22 protein-coding genes, 1 tRNA gene, 1 pseudogene and 1 riboswitch are annotated in these 23395 nt (G+C 62.5%); of the genes and pseudogenes, 7 read left to right on the top strand and 17 right to left on the bottom strand.

Annotated elements, in window-relative coordinates; genetic code table 11:
- Positions 1 to 9: 9 nt before the first annotated feature.
- The 11 genes from ASD64_RS10705 to rpoZ form a co-directional block, all read right to left on the bottom strand.
- Positions 10 to 528, bottom strand: coding sequence for a PaaI family thioesterase (locus ASD64_RS10705; RefSeq protein WP_056104754.1), 519 nt, complete (start codon positions 526 to 528; stop codon positions 10 to 12).
- Complete coding sequence (gene recO, locus ASD64_RS10700) at positions 525 to 1283, bottom strand: DNA repair protein RecO (protein WP_056105072.1); 759 nt, start codon at positions 1281 to 1283, stop codon at positions 525 to 527. The genes ASD64_RS10705 and recO overlap by 4 nt, the downstream gene beginning before the upstream one ends.
- A 130-nt stretch (positions 1284 to 1413) precedes the next feature.
- On the bottom strand, positions 1414 to 2025 hold the full coding sequence (locus tag ASD64_RS10695) for a carboxymuconolactone decarboxylase family protein (RefSeq protein ID WP_056104751.1): 612 nt from the start codon (positions 2023 to 2025) through the stop codon (positions 1414 to 1416).
- A gap of 83 nt (positions 2026 to 2108) precedes the next feature.
- Positions 2109 to 3041, bottom strand: a complete 933-nt coding sequence (gene era / locus ASD64_RS10690) for a GTPase Era (protein ID WP_056104749.1) — start codon at positions 3039 to 3041, stop codon at positions 2109 to 2111.
- Positions 3038 to 3763: a ribonuclease III gene (gene rnc / locus ASD64_RS10685; RefSeq protein WP_056104748.1), complete on the bottom strand. Its 726-nt coding sequence runs from the start codon at positions 3761 to 3763 to the stop codon at positions 3038 to 3040. The genes era and rnc overlap by 4 nt, the downstream gene beginning before the upstream one ends.
- Position 3764: 1 nt before the next feature.
- Positions 3765 to 4514: a signal peptidase I gene (gene lepB / locus ASD64_RS10680; RefSeq protein ID WP_056105071.1), complete on the bottom strand. Its 750-nt coding sequence runs from the start codon at positions 4512 to 4514 to the stop codon at positions 3765 to 3767.
- Between the two features lie 77 nt (positions 4515 to 4591).
- On the bottom strand, positions 4592 to 5002 hold the full coding sequence (gene acpS / locus ASD64_RS10675) for a holo-ACP synthase (RefSeq protein WP_056104746.1): 411 nt from the start codon (positions 5000 to 5002) through the stop codon (positions 4592 to 4594).
- Positions 4999 to 5601, bottom strand: coding sequence for a DUF2062 domain-containing protein (locus ASD64_RS10670; protein WP_056104744.1), 603 nt, complete (start codon positions 5599 to 5601; stop codon positions 4999 to 5001). Before ASD64_RS10670 ends, acpS begins: the two co-directional genes overlap by 4 nt.
- 29 nt (positions 5602 to 5630) lie before the next feature.
- Positions 5631 to 6209, bottom strand: coding sequence for an orotate phosphoribosyltransferase (gene pyrE, locus ASD64_RS10665; RefSeq protein ID WP_056104743.1), 579 nt, complete (start codon positions 6207 to 6209; stop codon positions 5631 to 5633).
- Between the two features lie 48 nt (positions 6210 to 6257).
- Positions 6258 to 8501: a RelA/SpoT family protein gene (locus ASD64_RS10660; protein WP_056104741.1), complete on the bottom strand. Its 2244-nt coding sequence runs from the start codon at positions 8499 to 8501 to the stop codon at positions 6258 to 6260.
- 110 nt (positions 8502 to 8611) lie between these two features.
- Positions 8612 to 9013 (bottom strand): DNA-directed RNA polymerase subunit omega, encoded by a 402-nt coding sequence (rpoZ, locus tag ASD64_RS10655; protein WP_056104739.1) that lies wholly within the window; start codon positions 9011 to 9013, stop codon positions 8612 to 8614.
- 331 nt (positions 9014 to 9344) lie between these two features.
- On the opposite strand from rpoZ, the gene ASD64_RS10650 reads away from it, so the two are divergent.
- Positions 9345 to 9929: an NYN domain-containing protein gene (locus tag ASD64_RS10650; RefSeq protein ID WP_056104737.1), complete on the top strand. Its 585-nt coding sequence runs from the start codon at positions 9345 to 9347 to the stop codon at positions 9927 to 9929.
- A 12-nt stretch (positions 9930 to 9941) separates the two neighbouring features.
- Positions 9942 to 10592, top strand: a complete 651-nt coding sequence (locus ASD64_RS10645) for a uracil-DNA glycosylase (protein ID WP_056104735.1) — start codon at positions 9942 to 9944, stop codon at positions 10590 to 10592.
- A 36-nt stretch (positions 10593 to 10628) separates the two neighbouring features.
- Here ASD64_RS10645 and smpB read toward each other — a convergent pair whose 3' ends face one another.
- Complete coding sequence (gene smpB, locus ASD64_RS10640; protein WP_056104733.1) at positions 10629 to 11108, bottom strand: SsrA-binding protein SmpB; 480 nt, start codon at positions 11106 to 11108, stop codon at positions 10629 to 10631.
- A 23-nt stretch (positions 11109 to 11131) separates the two neighbouring features.
- Positions 11132 to 12013 carry a 4-hydroxy-tetrahydrodipicolinate synthase gene (gene dapA / locus ASD64_RS10635; RefSeq protein ID WP_056105069.1) on the bottom strand — a complete coding sequence of 294 codons (882 nt, stop codon included), beginning with the start codon at positions 12011 to 12013 and terminating at the stop codon, positions 11132 to 11134.
- Positions 12014 to 12268: 255 nt separating this feature from the next.
- On the opposite strand from dapA, the gene ASD64_RS10630 reads away from it, so the two are divergent.
- Positions 12269 to 14305, top strand: a complete 2037-nt coding sequence (locus ASD64_RS10630) for a lytic transglycosylase domain-containing protein (protein ID WP_056105066.1) — start codon at positions 12269 to 12271, stop codon at positions 14303 to 14305.
- Positions 14306 to 14455: 150 nt separating this feature from the next.
- Positions 14456 to 15364, top strand: coding sequence for an alpha/beta fold hydrolase (locus ASD64_RS10625; protein WP_056104730.1), 909 nt, complete (start codon positions 14456 to 14458; stop codon positions 15362 to 15364).
- Between the two features lie 12 nt (positions 15365 to 15376).
- Here ASD64_RS10625 and ASD64_RS10620 read toward each other — a convergent pair whose 3' ends face one another.
- The 3 genes from ASD64_RS10620 to ASD64_RS10610 form a co-directional block, all read right to left on the bottom strand.
- Positions 15377 to 16468, bottom strand: a complete 1092-nt coding sequence (locus ASD64_RS10620; protein WP_056104727.1) for a tyrosine-type recombinase/integrase — start codon at positions 16466 to 16468, stop codon at positions 15377 to 15379.
- 224 nt (positions 16469 to 16692) lie between these two features.
- Positions 16693 to 17622 (bottom strand): porin, encoded by a 930-nt coding sequence (locus ASD64_RS10615; protein WP_244480762.1) that lies wholly within the window; start codon positions 17620 to 17622, stop codon positions 16693 to 16695.
- 291 nt (positions 17623 to 17913) lie between these two features.
- Positions 17914 to 18004: transfer RNA gene (locus ASD64_RS10610), tRNA-Ser, on the bottom strand.
- A 473-nt stretch (positions 18005 to 18477) separates the two neighbouring features.
- On the opposite strand from ASD64_RS10610, the pseudogene ASD64_RS10605 reads away from it, so the two are divergent.
- From ASD64_RS10605 to ASD64_RS10595, 3 genes and pseudogenes are all read left to right on the top strand, one after another.
- Positions 18478 to 19419: pseudogene (locus ASD64_RS10605) on the top strand (porin); the annotation flags it as partial.
- Between the two features lie 188 nt (positions 19420 to 19607).
- Positions 19608 to 21206 (top strand): tetratricopeptide repeat-containing sulfotransferase family protein, encoded by a 1599-nt coding sequence (locus ASD64_RS10600; RefSeq protein WP_056104719.1) that lies wholly within the window; start codon positions 19608 to 19610, stop codon positions 21204 to 21206.
- A 100-nt stretch (positions 21207 to 21306) separates the two neighbouring features.
- Positions 21307 to 22419, top strand: a complete 1113-nt coding sequence (locus ASD64_RS10595; RefSeq protein ID WP_056104715.1) for a pyridoxal phosphate-dependent aminotransferase — start codon at positions 21307 to 21309, stop codon at positions 22417 to 22419.
- Between the two features lie 176 nt (positions 22420 to 22595).
- Here the strand turns inward: ASD64_RS10595 and ASD64_RS10590 are convergent, their stop codons facing one another.
- A complete protein-coding gene (locus ASD64_RS10590) occupies positions 22596 to 23150 on the bottom strand; it encodes a histidine phosphatase family protein (protein ID WP_056104710.1) in 555 nt (184 codons plus the stop codon).
- Positions 23151 to 23277: 127 nt separating this feature from the next.
- Positions 23278 to 23365: riboswitch (adenosylcobalamin (AdoCbl) riboswitch) on the top strand.
- Positions 23366 to 23395: the final 30 nt, after the last annotated feature.

Genomic DNA, 23395 nt, shown 5'->3' with positions numbered 1-23395 from the left:
ACGGGCCTTCTACCGCGCCGCCAGATTCGCCACCGGAAAAATCGAGCATGTTTCGGTGCCGAACGCCAATAATTTACCGTTGCCATCCTTAAGCGTTGCTTCGGAAACGGCGAGCGTCCTGCCTCTGTGGATGACCTTCCCCTCACAAACCACTTCGCCCGTCCTCGGTGTGATCGGCCGTATCAGGTTTACCTTGAATTCGGCGGTGGTATAGGCCTCGCCCTTCTCCAGCAGGGTTTGCACGGCGCAACCCAGCGCCGAATCGAGAAGGGTGGCCGCCCAGCCGCCATGCACCCCGCCCAGCGGATTGAGATGGTTTTCGCCGGGCAGGCCTCGGAAAACCGCACGCCCCGCCGAAACATCGGTCAGGGCGAAGCTGAGCAGATGCGCCATCGGCGGCGCCGGATATTTGTTGTCGACGACGCGCTGCAGCAGTTCCAGCCCGGTGAAGCGCAGCACGTCCTCATGCGGGATGGTGCCGACGCCAAGCAACGACACCCGCCCCGGATAGAGTTCTACTTCGCTCACGCGGCTGTCTCTCCCACTACATGCCGGGCAGCGAAATGCTTGCGCAGCGCCATCAGGAAGCCGATGCGGGCGTCCGGCTGCTCGATGCCGCGCGGTTCGTAGACATGGCGGGTCAGGAAATAGCCGGTCAGCTTGAATGCATCCTCAAGCGCCGCCGGGTCAGCCCGGCGCCCGGCGCCGCGCTCCAGGAAGGCCGGCAGCGCCAGCATCTTGTCGTGCCATGGTTCGCCTGCCGCGCGCGACACCGCCCGACCCGATTTCGGGGAAACATAGGCGAGGTCGTCGCGTGCGCCGGTCGCCGCACATTGGCTGAGGTCGAGGCCAAAGCCCAGACTGTCCAGCACCAGAAGCTCGAAACGCGCCACCAGTTCACCGGCTGCATCAGCGTCGTCGAGATGCTCGATCATCACCATCAGCGTTTCGTAGAGGCTGGCATGAGCGTCGCGTTCAGGCAAAAGGCGCAGATGCGCGGCAAGGACCTGGAAGCCATAGACCGCGACCGCACTGTCCATCAGCCTTGCCGCGTTCATGTCCAGCGCTTCGGCCTGGTAGGTGCCAAGATGCTCGTCGAGGCGCGCGCGCCAGATCAGGTCGACGCGGTTGCCGGCTTGCAGCACGGGTTGCTGCTTGCGCGAACGGCCACCGCGCACCAGACCGAGATGGCGGCCATGGGCGCGCGTCATCACTTCGAGGATGACGCTGGTTTCGCCATGCCTGCGCTGCCCCAGTATGATTCCCTCGTCACGCCATTCCATCGTGCGAACTTTGACGGCTTCGGCGGCGAAATCAAGCGCCAGCCGCCGGCCGGTTCGTGCCTCTGGCCAAGGTGGGTCGAGATTCAGGTCAGGGTGAGCCGCCATTTGCAGGCCGCCCTGACCTGAGTTTTTAGGCCGAACGCGACAGGTCGCAGCCGGCATCGATATCGCGGCCCACCACCAGCGCCCGTTTCAGGTGCGGCTCGATCTCGTGGTAGACGCCATCCGGCTGGGCGCCCAACGCATCGAGCGTCTTGCTGAAGAAGCAACGCACGGCGGCGGCGGCGACGATGTCGAAAATCTCGCCGTCGGAGATACCGCGCTGGCGCAAATCGTTGACGTCGCGCTCGCTCACCGAAGTGGCGTCGCGAACCACCTTGGCGGCAAAGCGCATGATGGCGCGCTCGGTTTCATTCAGCGGCGAGGTATCGACATCCTCGACAACCGCCTGAAGCTCCGGCGCGGTGAAATGCCCGTTCAAAAGGATGCTGCCATGAGCCAGCATGCAGTAGGAACTGCGTAATTCTTTGGCTGCCGCCATGGTCACGAGTTCGTAGCGACGCAGGTCCATGCCCGACTTGATGCTGGCAAGAAGGCCGTTCCACGCCTCCATCACTTCAGGGCGGTGGCTGAACGCCTTCACCATGTTGGGCAGATAGCCGTAGCCGGCCTGCGCCCTTGCAAACATCTGCGCTGTCTTGGAACCAGGATCGCCGTCGGTCACGGTATTGATGTACGTCATCGCGCACCTCCCGAGCTGAGCAAGCCGCCAAGCATAGCGCAAAACGGGACCGGGCGGAACGGCATTGTGGGCTCAGGGGCGACCTAGCGCGGGAAATCGAGCCCCATCTCGCGGTAGCGCTCGGGGTCGTCGCCCCAGTTCTCGCGCACCTTCACGAACAGGAACAGATGCACCTTCTGTTCGAGGATGTCGCCGATTTCCTTGCGAGCCGCCTGCCCGATCGCCCGGATCGTCTCGCCCTTGTGGCCGAGCACGATCTTCTTCTGGCTGTCGCGCTCGACATAGATGACCTGCTCGATGCGCACCGAACCGTCCTTCTTTTCCTCCCATTTCTCCGTCTCGACATGGGATGAATAAGGCAGTTCCTGGTGCAGCCTTAGATAAAGCTTCTCGCGCGTGATCTCGGCCGCCAGCTGGCGCATGGGCAGGTCCGAAATCTGGTCTTCGGGATAGTACCACGGCCCGGCTGGCAGTTTCTCGGCCAGATAATCGAGCAGATCCTTGCAGCCGGAACCGGTCAGCGCCGAGACCATGAAGGTGCGCTGGAAGGGAACGCGCTCGTTGGCCGTCTGGGCAAGCGTCAGAAGCGTTTCCGGCTTCACCCGGTCGACCTTGTTGAGGATCAGCACCATCGGCTGGCGCACATCCTTCAGCCGTTCGAGGATGGCGTCGGCATCGCCCTTGATGCCGCGCTCGGCGTCGATCAGCACCAGAATGACATCGGCATCCTTGGCTCCGCCCCAGGCGGTGGTGACCATGGCGGTGTCCAGCCTGCGGCGCGGCTTGAAGATGCCTGGCGTGTCGACGAACACGATCTGCGCCGTGCCGTGGGTGGCAATGCCGCGCACCAGGGCGCGCGTCGTCTGCACCTTGTGCGTGACGATGGAAACCTTGGTGCCGACAAGCTGGTTGACCAGCGTCGACTTGCCGGCATTGGGCGCGCCGAGCAGCGCCACGAATCCGGATCGGGTCGCGGGCGCCGCGCTTGGCGGGGGCGTATCGGCGTTGGCGCTCATAGCGCGCTCCCTTCGGTTGACCAGACGCCCTCGCGCACCAGAAGCGCGGTCGCCGCAGCCTGCTCGGCCTCGCGTTTCGATCGTCCCTTGCCTTGCGCCGGCTCGAATTTTCCGACCGTCACCGAAACCGTGAACAGCGGATCATGATCCGGTCCTTCGCGGCTGTCGATATGGTAGGCGGGGGTGCCGCCGGCTGCCTGATGCGCCCATTCCTGCAGTTCCGTCTTGGGATCGCGCCGCGCCGTCGCCATGGCCTGCGAACGCGGCAGCCAGTAGCGGTGGATGAAGGCTCTTGCCGCTTCCAGCCCGCCATCGAGGTAGAGCACGGCAATCAGCGATTCCAGCGCATCGGCACGCAGATTGACGCGCTTGCGCTCGGCCAGGTTGCGCACGTCGGAGCCGGCGCGGATCAAACCGGGCAGGCCGATCTGCTCGGCGATCTCGGACAGCGCCTCGGCGTTGACCAGCGCATTGAGGCGCAGCGAAAGCTCGCCTTCGACCGCATCGGGAAACGCCGCCAGCAGCATGTCGGCAACCACCAGGCCCAGTACGCGGTCGCCGAGAAACTCGAAGCGTTCGTAGTCGATGCCGGCATGAGCGCTGCGCGCGCTGGCATGGGTCAGCGCCCGCTGCAGACGCTGCGTGTCACGGAAAGCATGGCCGGTCCGCTCGTACAGCGCTTCGGAAAGCGCGTCGGCGGTCAGCCGTTTCGTCGTCGCCATCTCAGCGGATGAAGTTGAACAGGCGCCCGATACGCATATCGGTCGGCCACTTCCAGATTTCGAGCGGGCTCGCCCCATCGGCAATCGAGAAGAAGATGATGTTGGCGCGGCCAACCAGATTCTCGGCCGGCACGTAGCCGACGGTGAAGCGGCTGTCGCTGGAATTGTCGCGGTTGTCGCCCATCATGAAATAATGGCCGGCGGGCACCTCGAACACCGGCGTGTCGTCGCCGATGCCGCTTGGGGTCAGGTCGAGCGTATCGAAGCTGACGCCGTTCGGCAGCGTCTCGCGGTAGACGTCGACCGGGCGCGCAACTTCGGTGATGTCGGGATTGTCGATCTGGCCGACCTTCTCGCGCGGCACGGCAACATCGTTGATGAACAGCTGTCCGCCCTTCATCTGGATCTTGTCGCCGGGCAGGCCGATGACGCGCTTGATGTAGTCGATCGACGGGTTCGGCGGGAACTTGAACACGGCAACGTCGCCGCGCTCCGGCTCCCCGCCCCAGATGCGGCCGGAAAACAGGTCGGGCGAGAACGGCAGCGAATAGCGCGAATAGCCATAGGCCCACTTGGTGACGAACAGATAGTCGCCCTCAAGCAAGGTCGGACGCATCGAACCCGAGGGAATCGAGAAAGGCTGGAACAACAGCGTACGGATGACCAGCGCCAGAAGCAGGGCCTGAACGATGACGCTGACGGTCTCGCCGAGACCGCCGGATTTCTTCTGGGATTTGTCAGCCACGCTCATGTCGTCCTCGTTCATGCGTTGGTTCTATAAGGGCTGAACGTGCCGGGGGCAACGCTGGTGGCGGTGTGACAAGATCACTATGGCGTTTGCGTTGCCGGCAGCGCCTCGATGATCACGAAGGCTTGAGCCAGTGGGAAATCGTCGGTGATGGTGAGGTGAACCGCCGCCTCATGGCCGGGCGGCAGGATTTTCGCCAGCCGCTGTGCCGCCCCGCCGGTCAGCGCCATGGTCGGCTTGCCGCTCGGCAGGTTGATGACGCCCATATCGCGCCAGAACACGCCTTGCGCCAGCCCGGTGCCCAGCGCCTTGGCGCAGGCTTCCTTGGCGGCGAAGCGCTTGGCATAGGAGGCGGCGCGCTGGCGCCGCCCTTCCGAGCGCGCCTGCTCGGCCTCGGTATAGATGCGCTGGATGAATCGCTCGCCATAGCGCTCCAGCGATTTTTCCACCCGGCGGATGTCGATGAGGTCGCTGCCGATGCCGATGATCATTGCGGGGCGGAGCCGATCTTGTTGCCGTCCGCGCCGAAATGCGGGGTGCCTCCACCGGCCCGCGCCGTCAGGCGCTTGCTGCGCTCGGCATTGAACACCTGCATGGCCCAGCGCGTAATCCCATAGAAGACGAGACCACACACAAGGCCAAGCGGAACCGCGCCCACGGCCAACGGCTCCAGCACTGGCCGCCACAACTCAGCGAAACTCATATGATGCAGCATCGCGCTCAAGTGCTCCGGCGATCCGTGCGAAGCCACGCTGTCATGCAATATGACCTTGCCGGTTTCCCAGGACGCACCCCACAAAATCGGCACCGTCAGCGGGTTTCCGCCGACTGCCGCCCCCAGCAGCGCCGCAACCAGGTTTCCCGCAATCAGCCAGCAGACCATGGCTGCAATGACAAAATGCAAGCCGAGCGGAAAAAACGACGCGAACACGCCGGCTGCAACGCCGGCAGCAACGGCATGCGGCGTGGCCTTCAGCCTCAGGATTCGCTTGGCGAAATAGCGCAGCGAGCGCGAGATCGACCGGCGCGGCCACAGCCACAGGCGCAGCTTTTGCCCTAAACTCTCGGTTTGCCTGCGTTTGAACAGCATCGTATTCAGCTATGCCCGGCTTAATTGCATCAAATGTTGCGGCTTCCTGGCTTCACTGCCGGGATCGCGGCAAGCTCGGGCGGCAGATTGTCGGCAGGATACGCCGGAACTTCATATTCCGCGAGGGCAATCAGGGGCACGCCGACATCGGTCTTGCCGGCGGAGCGGTCGATGATGCAGGCGGCGGCGGCAACCTCGGCGCCGAGGCCACGCAGACACTCGATGGTCTCGCGGATCGACAGGCCGGTGGTGACGATATCCTCGACGATGACGACGCGCGCGCCCTTTTCGATCTCGAAGCGGCGCAGCCGGAACACCCCCTGCTCGCGTTCGACCCAGATCGCCGGCACGCCGAGGTGGCGCGAGGTTTCATAGGCCGGGATCAACCCGCCCACAGCCGGGCCGACAACGTAGTCGATGCGGCCGGACACCCCGGCACGGATTTTCCCGGCCAGCGCCTTGCACAGGCGCTCGGTCTTGTCGGCATGCATGAAGACGCGGGCTTTCTGCAGGAAAACCGGGCTTCTCAAGCCTGACGTCAGGATGAAGTGCCCTTCCAGCACGGCTCCCGCGGAGCGAAAAACGTCCAGCACTTCTTGCGTATTCATGCCTTGCCTATCCAGTTCCAGCCGTCCGATGCACGTTCGCTTCAGCCGCTAGCCATTGACGCGCCGTGCATCGCTCACGCTCGAGTTTTCCTTGAGCTGCGACAGCAGCCTGTTCAGGTGTTTCACATCCCATACTTCGAGGTCGATCAGCATTTCGGTGAAGTCGGGAGCCGTTCGCACCATCGACAGCGTATGGATGTTGGCGTCGTTGGATGCAACCACCTGCGCGATATCGGCCAACGATCCCGGCGCATTGATGGCGGTCACGGAAACCCGCGCCGGAAAGCGCTCCTTGTTGTTCTCGTCGATGTCCCAGCGCACGTCGATCCAGCGTTCGGGCTGGTCGTCGAAGGCCGTCAGCGACGGCGACTGGATCGGATAGATGGTGATGCCGGAGCCGGGCTGCACGATGCCGACGATACGGTCGCCGGGAACGGCTCCTTCCGGCGCGAAATGCACCGGCAGGTCGCCCCTCACCCCGCGGATCGGCACCGCACCGTCCTTTGGCTCCCCCTTGCCGCGCCGCGAACTGCGCCCCGGAATCTGGAACAGCATGCCGGCGGCATTGCGGATGCGCGACCAGCCCTCCTCGCGCTGTTTGGGAACCGCAGGCGTGACGCGCTCGTCCTTGTAGTCGGGAAACACCGCCTTGATGACATCGGCGGAGGCCAGTTCGCCTCGGCCGACGGCGGAAAGCACATCCTCGATGTCCTTGCGGGCCAGCCTGTGCAGCACCGATTTCAGGCTGTCCTTGGTGAAGCTCTTGCCGGTGCGCTCGAAGGCGCGCTCCAGAATGCGCATGCCAAGCCCGGAATACTGCTTGCGGATGGCGTTTTTTGTGGCACGGCGGATCGCCGCGCGCGCCTTGCCGGTGACGACGATCGATTCCCACGCCGCCGGCGGCACTTGCGCCTTGGAGCGGATGATTTCGACCTCGTCGCCGTTCTTCAGTTCGGTCACCAGCGGCATGATGCGGCCGTTGACCTTGGCGCCGACGCAACTGTCGCCGACATCGGTGTGCACGGCATAGGCAAAGTCGATGGGCGTCGCGCCGCGCGGCAGGGCGATCACCATGCCCTTCGGCGTGAAGCAGAACACCTGGTCCTGGAACAGTTCCAGCTTGGTGTTTTCGAGGAAGTCTTCCGGATTGTCGCCCTCGGCAAGCTGCTCGATGGTGCGGCGCAGCCACGCATAGGCGTTGGTTTCTTTCTGGATCGCATGGGCGGCGCCGTTCGGCTTGCCGCCCCCCTCCTTCGAACCAAAGTCCTTGTAGACCGAGTGGGCGGCAACGCCGTACTCGGCCACCTTGTTCATCTCGTGGGTGCGAATCTGCAATTCGACGCGCTGGCGCGAGGGGCCCACTATTGTGGTGTGGATCGAGCGGTAGTCGTTCTGCTTCGGCGTCGAGATGTAATCCTTGAAGCGGCCCGGCACCATCGACCAGGTGGTGTGGATGGCGCCAAGCGCCTGGTAGCAGTCCTCCACAGTATCGACGACGACGCGGAAGCCGAAAATATCGGAAAGCTGCTCGAACGACAGCGCCTTGGCTTCCATTTTGCGGAACACCGACCACGGCTTCTTCTGCCGACTGGTGACGTCGGCTTCGATGGCGTATTTGCCGAACAGGGTCGACAGCGACTTCTCGATCTCGCTCAGCACACCCTTGCTGCGCTCGAACATCTCGGCCAGCCGCTCCGTCACCATGCGGTGGGCTTCGGGATTGATGTAGCGAAAGGCGATCTCTTCCAGTTCCTCGCGCATGCCCTGCATGCCCATGCGCCCGGCCAGCGGCGCATAGATTTCCATGGTCTCTTCGGCGATGCGCAGGCGCTTGTCTTCGCGCATGTGGTGGAGCGTGCGCATGTTGTGCAGCCGGTCGGCCAGCTTGACCAGCAGCACCCGCACGTCCTCGGAAATCGCAAGCAAAAGCTTGCGCAGGTTTTCCGCCTGTTCGGCCTTCTTCGACACGAGGTCGAGCTTTTTCAGCTTGGTCAGTCCCTCGACGAGCTTGCCCATTTCGGGGCCGAACAGTTCGTCGATCTCGGCACGGGTGGCCGTGGTGTCCTCGATGGTGTCGTGGAGAAGCGCGACCGCGATCGTCGCCTCGTCCATGTGCATCTCGGTCAGGATCGCCGCCACTTCGAGCGGATGCGAGAAATAGGGATCGCCGGATGCCCGCTTCTGGTGGCCGTGCTTCTGCATGGCGTAGACATAGGCCTTGTTGAGCAGCGCCTCGTTGACGTCAGGCTTGTAGCGCTGCACGCGCTCGACAAGCTCATACTGACGCATCATGGGCGGGCTCTTTCACGGCAAAAATGAAACATGCGCCGCAACGGTTACGGCGCATGTCATAAATAGCTGTGAACGCTGCGGATCGGAAGGCCCCGAATCCGCCCGGACGATCAGTAATCGTCGCTTTTTTCGGGCGGAACCAGTCCTTCGATGCCGGCCAGCAGGTCTTCTTCGGTCATGCGGTCGAAAGTGATGTTTTCTTCCGGCTCGTCGGCATCGGCTGCAACGGCCGCACCCGACTGGTCGGCGATGACGTCGCTGTCGGGAGCCTCCGGCTCGTCGACCTCGACATGCTTCTGCAGCGAGTGGATCAGATCTTCCTTCAGATCGCCGGGCGAGAGCGTCTCGTCGGCGATTTCGCGCAAGGCGACGACCGGGTTCTTGTCGTTGTCGCGCGGAATGGTGATCTGCGCGCCCTGGCTGATCTGGCGGGCGCGGTGGCCGGCCAGAAGGACCAGTTCGAAGCGGTTGTCGACCTTGTCAATGCAATCTTCAACGGTCACGCGGGCCATTGGATGCCCCTTTCATGCGAAGGATTTGATGGAAAACAGGCGCGGTCCATAACCCGGTTACCGAAAAAATACAAGCATGATGCATTGGCATGATGCACTGGCCCGACGCGCCGGCAGGTGCGCGCCCGCCATCCTTATGTGCGCCCGCCGCCGCCATGGCCGATCAAATTCGCTTGTCTCGCCATCCTGCCGGCTGGAATGCCACGAAGCTGACGTTATTTCGGAAGATGACGTAATCTGGACGGGCAAGGATATGTCGCTTCTTTGTTAGAGGCGATGCCCTGTTCCAGATTATTTGACCACTGCCTATTTTCGACAAGGAATATTTCCAATGTTCGACCCCCGGGAGAAGATTGCTCTCTTCATCGACGGCGCCAATCTTTACGCCACGTCGCGCTCGCTTGGGTTCGACATCGACTACCGCAAGCTGTTGTCCAGCTTTCAGAAGCGCGGCTACCTGCTCCGGGCCTATTACTACACGGCCCTGGTCGAGGATCAGGAATATTCCTCGATCCGCCCGCTGATCGACTGGCTCGACTACAACGGCTTCAAGGTCGTCACCAAGCCGGCCAAGGAATTCACCGACGCCGCCGGCCGCCGCAAGATCAAGGGCAACATGGACATCGAACTCGCCGTCGATGCGCTGGAACTGGCCGACGTGGTCGACCATTACGTCATCTTTTCCGGCGATGGCGACTTCCGCACCTTGGTCGAGGCGCTGCAGCGGCGCGGCCGCAAGGTCTCCATCGTCTCCACAATGGCGTCGCAGCCGCCGATGATTTCCGACGATCTGCGCCGTCAGGCCGATCATTTCATCGACCTCGCGACGCTGAAGGCCGAGGTCGGCCGCGACCCCAGCGAACGACCGCTGCGCCGGCCCGAACCTGCCGCGCCCGACGAGGACGACGACTACTGAGGCGGCGGGATCATGACTGCTTCGCCGGAGCCGGGCCGCGACTGCCCGCTATGCCTTCGCCTGCATGATTTCATCGCCGAATGGCGGGAACGCGAACCGACATGGTTCAACGCCCCGGTGCCGGCCTTCCTGCCGCCGCAAGGCGAAGACGCTGTGCGCCTGCTCATTGTCGGGCTGGCGCCCGGCCTGCGCGGCGCCAACCGTACCGGCCGCCCCTTTACCGGCGACTATGCCGGCGACCTGCTCTATTCGACGCTGCTCAGGTTCGGCCTGGCCAGCGGGCGCTTCGAAGCCCGGCCCGACGACAGCCTGCAACTTGTCGATACGGCCATCGTCAATGCGGTGCGCTGCGTCCCGCCGCAAAACAAGCCGACCGGGCCGGAGATCGCCACCTGCCGCACCTTCCTCATCCCGACCATCGAGCGCTTCTCCAACCTCAGCGCCGTTCTGGCGCTGGGCTCGATCGCGCATCAGTCGGTGGTGCGGGCGCTGGGCGGGCGGGTCGCCGCGCACCCGTTCAAGCATCGCGGCCGCCACCAACTCGGCCACGTGACGCTGTTTTCCAGCTACCACTGCTCGCGTTACAACACCAATACCCGCGTCTTGACCGAAGAGATGTTCGTCAACGTGTTCAAGGATATAGCCGAGTTTCTCGGCAAATAGATTCAACGCCTGGAAGGTCGCGTGCGGGACTCTGCCTCAGCCCCGCTCCTTGAGCAGGCGGCCCTTTTCGCGGTTCCAGTCGCGCTGCTTTTCGGTCTGGCGCTTGTCGTGCAATTTCTTGCCGCGTGCGACCGCCAGCAAAAGCTTCGCCCGGCCCCTGTCGTTGAAATAGATCTTCAACGGCACCAGCGTCATGCCCTCACGCTCGATGCTTTGCGACAGGCGCGCCATTTCCCGTTTCGAGACCAGCAATTTCCGGCGCCGGCGCGGTTCGTGATTGAAGCGATTGGCCTGCAGATATTCCGGCAGGTAGGAGTTGATCAGCCACACCTCGCCGCCCTCGAAAGAGGCGTAGGATTCCTGGATATTGGCATGACCGCCGCGCAGCGACTTGACCTCGGTGCCGCTCAGCACCAGGCCCGCCTCGAGCGTATCGAGCACCTCATAGTTGAAGCGCGCCTTGCGGTTTTCCGCGGCGACCTTGCTGTTGGGATCGGCTTTTCTGACCTGGTTCATGAAGCTGAGGTGGGACCCCCGGCCTAATTAATCAAGCCGGCATACTTCATCGCCGCTTCGATCTTCTGTTCCGTCGAGGGTTCGGCCGTCACCAGCGGCAAGCGCACGACATTGTCGATCTTGCCAAGCCGCGACAGCGCGTATTTCGCACCGGCAACGCCCGGATCGGTGAAGATCGCCTTGTGCAACGGCAACAGCCTGTCCTGCAATTCCAGCGCCTTGGCCGAATCGCCGGAAAGCGAGGCCTCCTGGAATTCCGCGCACAGGCGCGGCGCCACATTGGACGTCACCGAAACGCAGCCGACGCCGCCATGCGCGTTGAAGCCGAGCGCCGAGGCATCTTCTCCGGAAAGCTGGACGAAGCCGTTGCCGCAGGTGGCGCGCTGTTCGGAGACGCGTTCGACCTTTCCGGTCGCGTCCTTCACGCCGACGATATTCTTGAAGTCGTTGGCCAGGCGGCCCATCGTCTCCGGGCTCATGTCGATGACCGAGCGCGGCGGGATGTTGTAGATGATGATCGGCAGGCTGCTCGCCCGCGCCACGGCGGCGAAGTGCTCGTAAAGCCCGCGCTGCGTCGGCTTGTTATAATAGGGCGTCACCACAAGTGCCGCCTCTGCGCCAACGCTCTCGGCATATTTGACCAGCCCGATCGCTTCTTGCGTGTTGTTGGACCCGGCCCCGGCAACCACCGGCACCCGCCCCTTGGCCACCTCGACGCAGACCTTCACCACATGGCGGTGCTCGTCATGCGACAATGTCGGCGATTCGCCGGTCGTGCCCACCGGCACCAGACCCTTGGTGCCTTCCGCTATCTGCCATTCGACCAATGCGCGAAAGGCTTTCTCGTCGAAACGCCCGCCCTGTTCGAACGGCGTCACGAGCGCGGTAAGCGAGCCTCTCAGCATTGTGTCCAACTCCATGGAACCCTTTGGTTCCCATCTGTTTCGTTCGCGCCGGCTTTAGCCTAAAGCGGGGCGGCGCACCATAGTCTCGACACCGTTGTGCGGCAAGAAAAGCCGATAAGGCCAGCAGTGAAATTCGGCTTCCCATAGGCCGCCATTTACAGCCCCTTCACATCCCCGTCCTAGGCTTGCGCCACACGCCCGACGCAAATGACCTGCAAACGAACCGTGACGATGTTCGGGAAGCTGACCAGTATCATGATCGGAAGACGCCCGCTTCGCCTGGCGTTTCTTGGCGCGGCGACCGCATTGCTGTCCAGCCTGTCGGCCGGAACGGTGCTCGACACGGCATCGACCGCAACCATTCCTGTTCCCGAGATCGAAGCGCCGCGCACCCGGCCTGCCGACATTACCCTGCTCAAGAACGGCCTCGACGCGCTTGCGGCGCGCGACATCGACGCCGCCCTCGCCCTACGCGACCAACTCCCCGCCGCTTCCCTCGACCGGCATGTGCTGGCCTGGGCAATCGCCATCTATGGCGGCAGCAGCGTGCCGAGTGGAGATATCGCCGCTACCGCCCGTATGCTGCCGGATTGGCCAGGCGCCGCGTTGCTGCGCCGAAACAGCGAGCGCGCGCTTTATCGCGAAGATCCCGACGCCGGCACGGTGATCGAAGCCTTCAACGGCAGCCAGCCGCAAACCCGCGAAGGCGTCGTGTTGCTGGCCCGTGCCTATGCGGCGGCTGGCAACATCAAGGCCGCGGTAAGCGTGCTTTCGCCTTTCTGGCGCACCGAACGGCTGGAACCTGCCGACGAGACGGCCATGCTTGCCGAGTTCGGCGCGCTCATCCCGCAGGCCGACCATCGCTTCCGCATGGAACGCATGTTCTATGCCGATCGCGTCAATTCGGCGCTCCGCGTCGCCGGGCCGGCCGGTGCCCAGCCGCTCGCCGACGCATGGGCCGCCACCATACGCGGCGACAAGAATGCGCCTGCCCTGCTCAGGGCCGTGCCTCAAGCCCAACGCTCGGCCGGCTACTTCTTCGCCGAAGCCAAATATTTGAGGCGTCAGGATAAATTCACGGCAGCGGCGACAGTCATGCTGAAGGCGCCGACCGACCGCGCCGCCCTCGTCGATCCCGACCAGTGGTGGCTCGAGCGGCGCGTCCTGTCGCGCGAACTGGTCGACCAGGGCGACATGAAAACCGCCTACCGGCTGGTTGCCGCCCATGCCGCTGAAAGTGCGACCAATGCCGCCGATGCGGAATTCCATGCCGGCTGGTATGCGCTACGCGGCCTCAACGATGCCACGCTGGCGTCGAAGCATTTCAAACGGATCGCCGATCTCGCCGAAGGTCCGATCTCGCGCTCGCGTGCCTATTATTGGCTGGGCCGTGCCGCCGAGGCCGGCGGGCCAGGCGATGCCAAGGCGTATTTCGCCAAGGCTGCAATTTACGGCACCACCTTCTACGGCCAGCTTGCGGGCGAGCGCATCGGACGGCAGGTGCTCAACATCGCCTACCCTGTCCCAAGCGATGCCGACCGGCGGAATTTCTCCGCCCGCGAAGCCGTCAGCGCCATAGGGCGGCTCGAAGCGGCGGGCTATCCGCGTTATGCCGACAGGCTCTATCTCGATCTCGCCGGCCAGTTGGCCAGCCCCGGCGAACTGGCGCTTCTGGTCGGAATGGCCGAAAAGCAGGGCAACCACTTCCTGGCCCTCAGGATCGGCAAGGCCGCAGCCCAGCGCGGTATCGATGTCGGGGCCTTGTCGCATCCTGTCGGCGTCATTCCGGCCGCAGCGGATATTTCGGGTTCCGGCAAGGCGCTGGCCTATGCCATCGCGCGTCAGGAAAGTGAATTCAATGTCGGCGCCGTATCCGGGGCCGGAGCGCTCGGCCTGCTTCAACTGATGCCCTCGACGGCCGAGCAACTGGCGAAGAAGGCGGGCATGCCGTTCTCGTCGATGCGGCTGACCACGGATGCCGGCTACAACGCCACGCTGGGCGCGGCCTTCCTTGGCGAGCAGCTTGGCCGCTTCGACGGCTCCTACATACTGACCTTCGCCGGCTACAATGCCGGCCCCAGTCGCGCCGCGCAGTGGATCGCGCGCTACGGCGACCCGCGCGGCAAGGATCTTGATCAGGTCGTCGACTGGATCGAGCGAATCCCGTTTGCCGAGACGCGCAGCTACGTCCAGCGCGTCATGGAGAATTACGAAGTCTACAAGATGCGGCTTTCCGGCTCGTTCGACATCGCTGGCGACCTCGTCAACGGCCGCAAAGAGGATCACCGGTAACGCGCTGCACCCGCCTCCCATCCTTCTACAGTTCTTTGGTAAAAGCCGGACGGGCTGAAAATCCGGGTGCGGCCAGGAGATGGCGCGCCGCATTTGACCACGCCATCCACCGCCTGTAGCAATCGATCTCCCTACAGCCCAGAGACGATCATGAGCGCTGCCGGCAACCAGCCCTTTTCGAACTTCTTCTACCAATCGAGCGACAATCTGCGGCTTCACGCCCGGATTTATGGGCAGCCGGGGCCAGATCGATGGCCGGTGATCTGCCTGCCCGGCCTCACCCGAAATGCGCGCGATTTTCACGAACTCGCGCTTTATCTCTCGCAAGATGCGCCGATGCCGCGCCAGGTGGTGGCGTTCGACTATCGCGGGCGCGGTCAATCGGACCGCGACCCGAACACACATAATTATAATGTCGGCACGGAAGCCGTCGATGTGCTTGCCGGGCTCGCAGCGCTTGGCATCGACCGGGCGGCCTTCATCGGCATTTCGCGCGGCGGCCTCATCATCCATGTGCTTGGCGCAATGCAGCCGGCCCTGCTGAAAGCCGTCGTGCTCAACGACATCGGCCCTGCCATCGAAGCGGCAGGACTGGCCCATATCCAGTCCTATTTGCAGCGCTCGCCTCGCCCACTCAGCTTTTCACAAGCCGTCGAAGCGCAAAAAGCGGTGCATGGCGCCGACTTTCCCGCCTTGTCCGAGGCCGATTGGCAGCGCATGGCGCACGCTATCTACCGCGAGGACAACGGGCAATTCCTGCCTGATTTCGATGCAGCGCTGGTGGATAGCCTTACCGGCATCGACTTCACGCAGCCTTTGCCGACGCTGTGGCCGCAGTTCGATGCGCTTGCGGCAATCCCGATGCTGGCCATTCGCGGCGGGAACTCGCGACTGCTTTCCGCCGCGACGCTTGCGGACATGCAGCGCCGCCATCCTGGTCTGGAAACCGTGGTCGTGCCGGGCCAAGGCCACGCCCCATTCCTTGAAACGGGAAAATTGCCGCAGACGATCGCAGCCTTCATCGACCGGGCGGAGCAACAGTCCGGCGCGACGACCTGAAGACCGAAACGTCTATGGCGCGGCCCGGCCCTTCTTGCCGGTCGTCGCCTTGGCCTTGGCCGGTTCGCCGGCTTCCTTGGCGGCGGCGGAATCACGCTTTGACGAAGCCCGGGCCTTCTGCGGCGCCGGGCTCGATGCGTCGGGGCAACTTGCCGCAAGGGGCTCACGCGGGGCGGGGGGCGTTTCGAGAACGGTAACGCAGCCGTCGAGATCGTGGGTCGCCAGATGTGCGTAGCGCATGGTCATCTGCAAGGTCTGGTGCCCAAGCCACATCTGAACACGCCTTATGTCGATGCCGCCCTGAACCAGGCGCGAAGCGCAGGTGTGACGCAAAATGTGTGGCACGACCTGATCGTCGGTCGCCAGGCCGACCTCGTTCTTCGCCTCGTTCCAGATCGCGCGGAACTGGGGTTGGCTCAGCCTGGTGAACGGCCCCTTCGGCCTGCGCCCTTCAAACGAAATCCTGGTGGTTTCCTTGGCGCGGGCGGTCAGGGGAATGGTTCGGCTGCGGCCCGACTTCGTGATCCAGAAGCTGACCCTATGCTCCTGGATATCGTTCCAGATCAATCCCAGTGCTTCGCCGAGGCGGCATCCGGTGTCGACCAGAAAGACGGATAGCCGATAGGCGTCCTCGCTGCGGGAACGGATGGAGGCAAAGAGGCGCGTTTCCTCTTCCCGATCGAGAAAACGAATCCGTCCTGCTCTTTCTTTCTGCCGGCGGAATTCCGGCAAGCTGTGGATATCGCCCATCTTATACGCTTTGCGCAGCAATTTGCTGAGGGCAGCCATCTTCCTGTTGATGGTTGCGTTGCTGTTACCGCGTTGGCGCAACGTTGCAGTCAGGCCGTCCAGGGTGCTTTGGTCGAAGGCACTGAATTCCTCGCCAAGGAGAATCTCGTCTATCTCTCCGATGAACGAGCTTACATTATATTTGTGCCGTCCCTCTTCCCACAATACATCCTTGTATGTGGCGAAGATTTCTCCGATCCCGTAGGATTTTACCTCTCGCACCGCTCCATATTGATATTTTATATTGGAGACGTGTGCGGCAAAATCCGGAAACAGGCCGGACGTGCCCCCCTCTTGAATTCGATTGGTATCCATCGATTTCCTTGCGCCCCCCAGCGAATAGGCCCACCTATCCACAAGGGCTCGCCCTTTCAAGAGCTTCGAGCAGAGACCGCAACCGCAGCCGGTTGGCAACCGACCCGATTTCGACCGCTTCGCTCGATCAGACTGACCCAACCCCCTTCAATGCGCCCGCCCGAATGAAAAGGCTCGAGCGCTTTCGCGCCCAAGCCCGGTTTGTTTAGATAGCGTCCATCGACTTAGAAGGAGCGCTCGAAGCGCAGCCAGCCGTTGAAGTTGCCATCGACACCGTCAACGTCGTCATACTGGACCTGCAGCTTGGTCGAGAAACCGCTGACGATCTGGTACTTCACGTCGCCGCCGATCGACCAGGCGTCGACGCCAGCTACAGCGTGGCTATCAGCCCAGTACTGGCCGCCGAGGCCAAGCGTGATTTTGTCGGTCGCCTTGTACGAAGCATAGGCGCCAACCGACCACTCATAACCGGTCGAGTAGAAGCCATTACCGCTTTCATAGATACCCAGCAGAGCGAGTTCGAGCTGCGGGTTGACGTTGATGCGAGCGACACCCTTGAGGAAGAACTCGTCGTCGGCACCCGTGTTGTCGTCGTCGTCATAGGCAACAGCGACGGTCAGACCGCCCCAGCCCTGCGCGACATTGACCGCACCGACAACGTTCGGAACGTAGTCGCTATCGTAATGCTCTTCTTCAAGAGAGATCGTCGCCGAGATGCCGTTGGCGGCATCGAAGGTGTAGCGGACGAAGTGAACCGAATCGCCACCGTAGCTGTCGAATTCGGCGCCGCCCAGATTGGACGTGTCGAGACCGAAGTCATAGGCGGTGTCGTTCAAGCCCATCGACAGGCCACCGAGCGAGATGGTCGCGTGGACCAATTCAACATTGGCCGAGGTATTGCTGCTATCCACAGAGCTTTCAAGGCGAAGATGGCCGGCCAGCGTGCCGAGTTCGGTTTCGCTGTTGGCGTCGACGTTGAGGCGACCAAGGGCGTTCTTCCTCCAGCCATCGTCATCTTCGCTGAAGCTGATCTGGTAGCGAACCAGGCCGCTGATCTTCAGGCAGGTCTCGGTGCCCGGGATGTAGTAGTAGCCAGCGCCGTACACGTCGCAGATCTTGACGTATTCAGACGACAGCGTCGGCGGCGCGCGCACCGGAGACTGCGAACAGGGCCGCAGCGGAGCCGAGAAGAAGGCTCTTGATGTTCATTTTCTGACCTCCAGTCAGAATCGACGAAGATCGCCGCAACAATCCGCACGCCGGACGCCGTAAAGTCTTGAAATAGCTTTGCTTTTTGTCTCTTTACCGCTCAGAGCAGCCGTGAAGGCAAATGGCGAGATCTGAAAGTTCTCGCCTGACCTGGAAAAAAAGGAACGTGCCCGATCGATCCCGAAACTGGCAGATGGGGCATCGGATGGACGGCTTGGCGGGGGATTTAACAAGGATGGCGGAGAGGATGGGATTCGAACCCACGAGAAGCTTTTGACCTCTACTCCCTTAGCAGGGGAGCGCCTTCGACCACTCGGCCACCTCTCCGTTGCGGCGGTGGATAAAGAAAAGGGGCGGCACAATCAATATGGCAGTGCCGCTATCTTCGAAAAATGCCGCCTTCGGTACGAATAAAGAGAGCCGCCCCGCCGAATCTCCGCGGTTGCGCGCCGTATCCGGGCTGATTCTGCCTCCAGGAGCGAAAAAAGCGCGCTCCACGAGCTCCAGGCGCCCCGATGGTTAACGAGTGCTTTCCGGGCGGGTCCAAATCGTGTCATTTGTGCAACAACGGCTGCGGATAGCATTCCCCAAGCCCGACTGGCGGCACGATCATTGTTGAACGGAGCCAGCCGATGGGTAATGTCACTTTCGAACGAGAGGCGCGGTGCGTGTCTTTTTCAGCAGTGGGGATGGGGCAGGGAACGCTGTCCTTCAGCAAAAAATACCCAGACCCGTTTTTTAACTTTTGACTGGAGGTCAGAAAATGAACATCAAGAGCCTTCTTCTCGGCTGTCGTCGTTGCCGAACCGGAACCCGCTGAATACGTCAAGATCTGCGACGTGTACGGCGCTGGCTACTACTACATCCCGGGCACCGAGACCTGCCTGAGCATCGCCGGCCTGGTTCGCTACCAGATCAGCTTCGATGACCGTGACGACGGCTGGCGCAAGAACGCCTACGCTCGCCTCGACATCAACGCCAAGTCGGAAACCGAGTACGGCACGCTGACCGGCTACATCCGCTTCGCGGCTACCAGTGCTGATGTCGGCGGCCTTCCGGGCACGCCGGACGTCTACATGGAATACGCCACCATTTCGCTGGGCGGCCTGTCCATGGGTCTGTCCGACTCGCTCTATGATGTCGATGTCGGTGCCGAGTTCGACGTGTCGGGTGGTCCGCGCGTTCACTTCATCAACTACACCTTCGACGCTGGCAACGGCTTCAGCGCCACTGTGGCACTCGAAGAAGAGAACAACAACGTCGACTACGTGCCGAATGTTGTCGGTCGCATCGGCGTCAGCCAGGGTTGGGGCACTGCCGACCTCTACGTGACCTATAACGACGATGATGATGGCCTGTGGGTTGACGACGCCTTCACCGTCAAGGGTGTGGTCGCCTACAAGATCAACCCGACCATCACCCTCACCGCGATGGGCATCTATGAGTCGGACCTCGGCTACTACTCGACCGGTTATGAGTGGTCGGCTGCCGCCTTCCTCGAAGCTCAGGTTTCGGACCGCGTGTCGGTTGGCTTCGGCGGTCAGTATTTCGGCAACGAGTTTGACGGTCTTGGCGGCACTTTGAGCCTAGACCAGTGGCGCGTCGGCGGTGAAGTCGGCTACAAGATCACCGATGGCTTCGCGACCAAGCTTCAGGTCCAGTATCGTGACATCGATGACGGCATTGCTGGTACCGATGATGGCCACGTCGAAGGCTGGCTCCGTTTCGAGCGTTCGTTCTAAGAACTTAAGCCTCACGGCTTAAGGCAGAAGGCCCCGCGATCTCTGGATCGCGGGGCTTTTTCTTTTCGTATTCCTGGATATGCCGCTTTTGAAGCGGCCCGGGTTGCCCGCAACTTGAAGTCTTTGGCCGTTCGCGTTAGCGCAGGACAAACCGACCAAAGTCCGCTCGAAGAAACAGGCCACGAAACATGAAAGCAGCAAAAGGCTCGCGCCCCGCACCAAGCCGCGAAGCCGCGATGCTGGCGTCCGAAGCGGCGGGACTGGAACGTACGGGACGCATCAAGGATGCGCGCGCCGTCTATGAGCGGCTCCTCGGCATCGACAAGCGCAACCCTGCCCTGTTCGTCAAGCTCGGCATCCTCGCCAGCCATCAGGGCGACTTCCATGTGGCGATTTCTTATTTCGAACGGGCGGTGAAACACGACCCGTCAAGCGCGCATATCCGCAACAATCTGGCCACCGTGCTCATTCAGATCGGCAGGCTGGACCAGGCACGGGAGCATGCCCTTCAGGCGCTGAAGGCAAACGGCAACTCCGTCCAAACATTGCGCATCCTGTTCGACTGCTCGAACAGGCTGGGTCAGCCGGCAAAAGCGCGCGAATTCATCGAAAAAGCCCTGGCGCTCAGGCCGGACGATCCGCAATTGCTGATGGACATGGCGCATTCGTTCGACATGTCAGCCGAACCGGACAAGGCCCGCGCCCTCTACCAGCGTCTGGCCGACGCCGGCCAGGCCGGACCGTATGCCTATAGCGCACTGGCGCGCGTGCAGACTTACACGGCAGAGCCGCCGGAACTCGCCCGCATCGAAAAGATGCTCGCCGATGGCCGGTTGCCCAAATACGAACAGGCGCTGTTGCATCAGGCTGCCGGAAAGATCGAGGACGATCTTGGCCGCTACGGCGCGGCTTTCGATCATTTCACTGCTGCACGGTCGCGGCTGCGGAACGCGGACCACGCCGCCATGTCGCCTGAAACGCTTGCAACCTACCGGGAATTCTTCTCGCGGCAATTCTTCGACGAGCGCAAGGATTTCGGCAATGCGAGCAGCCGTCCGGTCTTCATTTTCGGGATGCCGCGCTCCGGCACGACACTCATAGAGCAGATTCTCGCCAGCCATCCGCAAGTGCATGGGGCGGGTGAACTCGGATTTTTCGGGCATGAGGCCGCCCGCCTGTCAGCCGGCGGAAAAGACATAGCGCAAGCCGCGCAATCTCTGTCACCCGCGCAAAGCCGGGAAATCGCCGGCGACTACCTCAAACTCCTCTCGGCCTATTCGGCCGATGCGGCGCGCGTGACCGACAAGATGCCGCATAATTTCGAGAGGTTGTGGCTGATTGCACTCTTGTTTCCCAACGCCAGTTTCATTCATTGCCGCAGGGAGGCGATGGCCACCTGCGTCTCCTGTTTCACGCAGGCGCTCAACCATTTCCACACCTATGCCAGCGACCTGGACAAGCTCGGCAGATATTATTGCGCCTATGAAGCGCTCATGGCCTTCTGGCGCGGCACCCTTCCGGTCACGATACTGGATGTGGACTACGAAGCGCTGGTGCGGGACCAGGAAAATCAGAGCCGCCGCATGATTGAGCATATCGGGCTTGAATGGGACGACGCCTGCCTGCAATTTCACAAGACCAAGCGTTCCGTCCACACGCCCAGCCGGCGGCAGGTCGAGCAGCCGATTCACACCAAGGCCATCGACGGATGGCGCCGTTACGAACCCTGGCTCGGCCCGTTGTTCGATTCGCTTGGCGATCTCGCGCCGGCACGCTCCGCGCCATAGTCACGGCTCGCCCGATCCGTTCCGAAATAAGTTCTTTCGCAACGACTATTCTCGATTTATCGCTGCGGCAGAACTTGCTTGGTCAGGAGACACACGAAAAATGCCGGTCCGCCCGCCTCTCACGCCGCTCATCGAATCGCTGCCCTCCACGGTGCCGTTTGTCGGGCCGGAAGCGCAGCAACGCGCCAGCGGCAGACTGTTTCGGGCCCGCATCGGCGCCAACGAGAGCAGCTTCGGCCCGTCGCCGCGCGTGATTTCCACGATGGCCGAGGTCGCGCGCGACATGTGGATGTATTGCGACCCCGACAATCACGACCTGAAGGTCGCCGCCGCCGCGCATCACGGCGTGGCGCCGCAGAATGTGGTCGTGGGTGAAGGCATAGACGGCCTGCTCGGCCTGATCGTGCGCATGTTCGTTGCGCCCGGCGACCCGGTGGTCACCTCGCTTGGCGCCTACCCGACCTTCAATTTTCACGTTGCCAGCGTCGGCGGCAAGCTGGTTGCGGTCCCTTACGAAGACGACAGGGAAAGCCTCGACGGCTTGCTCGATGCGGTGCGCAGGCAAGACGCGCGGCTGGTCTACCTCTCCAATCCCGACAGCCCGATGGGAAGCTGGTGGGAAGCCGCCGAAATAGAGCATTTTATCGCCGCCCTGCCCGAAACGACGATGCTGATCCTCGATGAGGCCTATTGCGAATTGGGGCCGGCGTCGGCGGTGCCGCCTATCGACGTTTCGCGTCCCAATGTGGTGCGGATGCGGACGTTCTCGAAGGCCTACGGCCTTGCCGGAATTCGCTGCGGCTATGCCGTCGGCGAAACGCAGGCGATTGCCGACTTCGAGAAGATACGCAATCACTACGGCGTCAGCCGCATGGCGCAGATCGCCGGCGAGGCCGCTCTGGCGGACCAGGCTTATCTGGCCTCGGTCGTGCAACGCGTTGCTGCCAGCCGGCAGCGGATCGCAACCATAGCCGCCGACAACGGTCTCAACCCCCTGCCCTCGGCCACCAATTTCGTGACGATCGATTGCGGCCGCGACGGCGCCTTCGCGCTCAAGGTGCTGCAGGCGATGCTGGCGCGCGATGTGTTCATCCGCAAACCGATGGCGCCGGTCCTCGACCGCTGCATCAGGGTGAGTGTCGGTCTCGATCACGAACTCGACATCTTCGCCGAGGAATTGCCGGGCGCACTCGTCGCTGCGCGCGGCAATTGAAGCACGCTCACAATATTTGGAGCGTCGCGATCCTTCAGATGGCGCGCTCTAAATACCTGTTTCTATGCATGTCGTTGTCCCTAAACCGGTCCCCACTTTCGGGCGACATGCACTAAGTACCTGTTTTCATGCATGTCGTTATCCCGAAACCGGTCCCCACTTTCGGGCGACATGCATTAGCCGAACCGTAGCGCCCAGCGTTTTCCGTCGCTGGTGAACTCGGTCACGCCGAGCGGTTCGACGTCGATCCTCCAGAATGCCTGCGGCGATGCCCCAAGCACGTTGACGACAGCGGCACGAATCACGGCCGGGTGCGTGACGGCAACCGTGTGGCCCCGCATGGCCACAAGCTCATCCATGACCGGCGCAATGCGGGCCGCCACGCCTGCAATCGATTCGCCGCCATGCGGGGCCGCGTGCGGATCCGCCAGCCAGGCCGCGAGCCCCTCCGGTTCCGACTGCTGGACTTCGACCAGCCTCTTGCCCGCCCATCGGCCGAAATCCTGATCTCGCAAGGCGTCGACAGGTTCGCCCTCGACGCCAAGCGCGGCAATGGTCTGCGTCGCCCGCAAAGCCGGACTGGTCCAGGCGCGGTCAGGGCGACGCAACATGTTCCCCAGCGCCTTTGCAAGCTCGGCTGCGCCTGCCTCCAGCGGCTCGTCGAGCGCAAACATGCCCTTGCGTGTCGCTTGGGTCGCCGCGCAGCACACAAGGGTCAGTCGGGCAGCCATTATGATCTTCCTTGCCAGAATGCCGTAGACTTTACAGGTCCATCTTAAAGTTCTTCCGGGTGGGCGGAAACCCGGCCACGCCTTGCGGTTCATTGACAGCCATTGACAGGCCCGGTACTGTTTTAACGGTTACGGGTTTGGAAGCTGGTGGGAATCCAGCACGGTCGCGCCACTGTGATCGGCAGATGCCGAGAGTCAGGACTTTTCCCGTTGCCAAAGCCTTAAGTCAACGGGACGCAGTATCC

The sequence above is a fragment of the Mesorhizobium sp. Root157 genome, from assembly GCF_001427385.1.
In the GTDB taxonomy this organism is placed as follows: Bacteria; Pseudomonadota; Alphaproteobacteria; order Rhizobiales; family Rhizobiaceae; genus Mesorhizobium.
This window is presented reverse-complemented; position numbering and strand designations above follow the sequence as displayed.

Coding starts and splice junctions, on each gene's coding strand:
- era (WP_056104749.1), bottom strand. CDS start 3,041: ATGAGCGCCAACGCCGATACGCCCCCGCCAAGCGCGGCGCCCGCGACC.
- pyrE (WP_056104743.1), bottom strand. CDS start 6,209: ATGAATACGCAAGAAGTGCTGGACGTTTTTCGCTCCGCGGGAGCCGTG.
- ASD64_RS10600 (WP_056104719.1), top strand. CDS start 19,608: ATGAAAGCAGCAAAAGGCTCGCGCCCCGCACCAAGCCGCGAAGCCGCG.
- ASD64_RS10695 (WP_056104751.1), bottom strand. CDS start 2,025: ATGACGTACATCAATACCGTGACCGACGGCGATCCTGGTTCCAAGACA.
- acpS (WP_056104746.1), bottom strand. CDS start 5,002: ATGATCATCGGCATCGGCAGCGACCTCATCGACATCCGCCGGGTGGAA.
- ASD64_RS10645 (WP_056104735.1), top strand. CDS start 9,942: ATGACTGCTTCGCCGGAGCCGGGCCGCGACTGCCCGCTATGCCTTCGC.
- recO (WP_056105072.1), bottom strand. CDS start 1,283: ATGGAATGGCGTGACGAGGGAATCATACTGGGGCAGCGCAGGCATGGC.
- ASD64_RS10670 (WP_056104744.1), bottom strand. CDS start 5,601: ATGCTGTTCAAACGCAGGCAAACCGAGAGTTTAGGGCAAAAGCTGCGC.
- dapA (WP_056105069.1), bottom strand. CDS start 12,013: ATGCTGAGAGGCTCGCTTACCGCGCTCGTGACGCCGTTCGAACAGGGC.
- lepB (WP_056105071.1), bottom strand. CDS start 4,514: ATGAGCGTGGCTGACAAATCCCAGAAGAAATCCGGCGGTCTCGGCGAG.
- ASD64_RS10625 (WP_056104730.1), top strand. CDS start 14,456: ATGAGCGCTGCCGGCAACCAGCCCTTTTCGAACTTCTTCTACCAATCG.
- rpoZ (WP_056104739.1), bottom strand. CDS start 9,013: ATGGCCCGCGTGACCGTTGAAGATTGCATTGACAAGGTCGACAACCGC.
- ASD64_RS10595 (WP_056104715.1), top strand. CDS start 21,307: ATGCCGGTCCGCCCGCCTCTCACGCCGCTCATCGAATCGCTGCCCTCC.
- rnc (WP_056104748.1), bottom strand. CDS start 3,763: ATGGCGACGACGAAACGGCTGACCGCCGACGCGCTTTCCGAAGCGCTG.
- ASD64_RS10650 (WP_056104737.1), top strand. CDS start 9,345: ATGTTCGACCCCCGGGAGAAGATTGCTCTCTTCATCGACGGCGCCAAT.
- ASD64_RS10590 (WP_056104710.1), bottom strand. CDS start 23,150: ATGGCTGCCCGACTGACCCTTGTGTGCTGCGCGGCGACCCAAGCGACA.
- smpB (WP_056104733.1), bottom strand. CDS start 11,108: ATGAACCAGGTCAGAAAAGCCGATCCCAACAGCAAGGTCGCCGCGGAA.
- ASD64_RS10630 (WP_056105066.1), top strand. CDS start 12,269: ATGATCGGAAGACGCCCGCTTCGCCTGGCGTTTCTTGGCGCGGCGACC.
- ASD64_RS10620 (WP_056104727.1), bottom strand. CDS start 16,468: ATGGATACCAATCGAATTCAAGAGGGGGGCACGTCCGGCCTGTTTCCG.
- ASD64_RS10660 (WP_056104741.1), bottom strand. CDS start 8,501: ATGATGCGTCAGTATGAGCTTGTCGAGCGCGTGCAGCGCTACAAGCCT.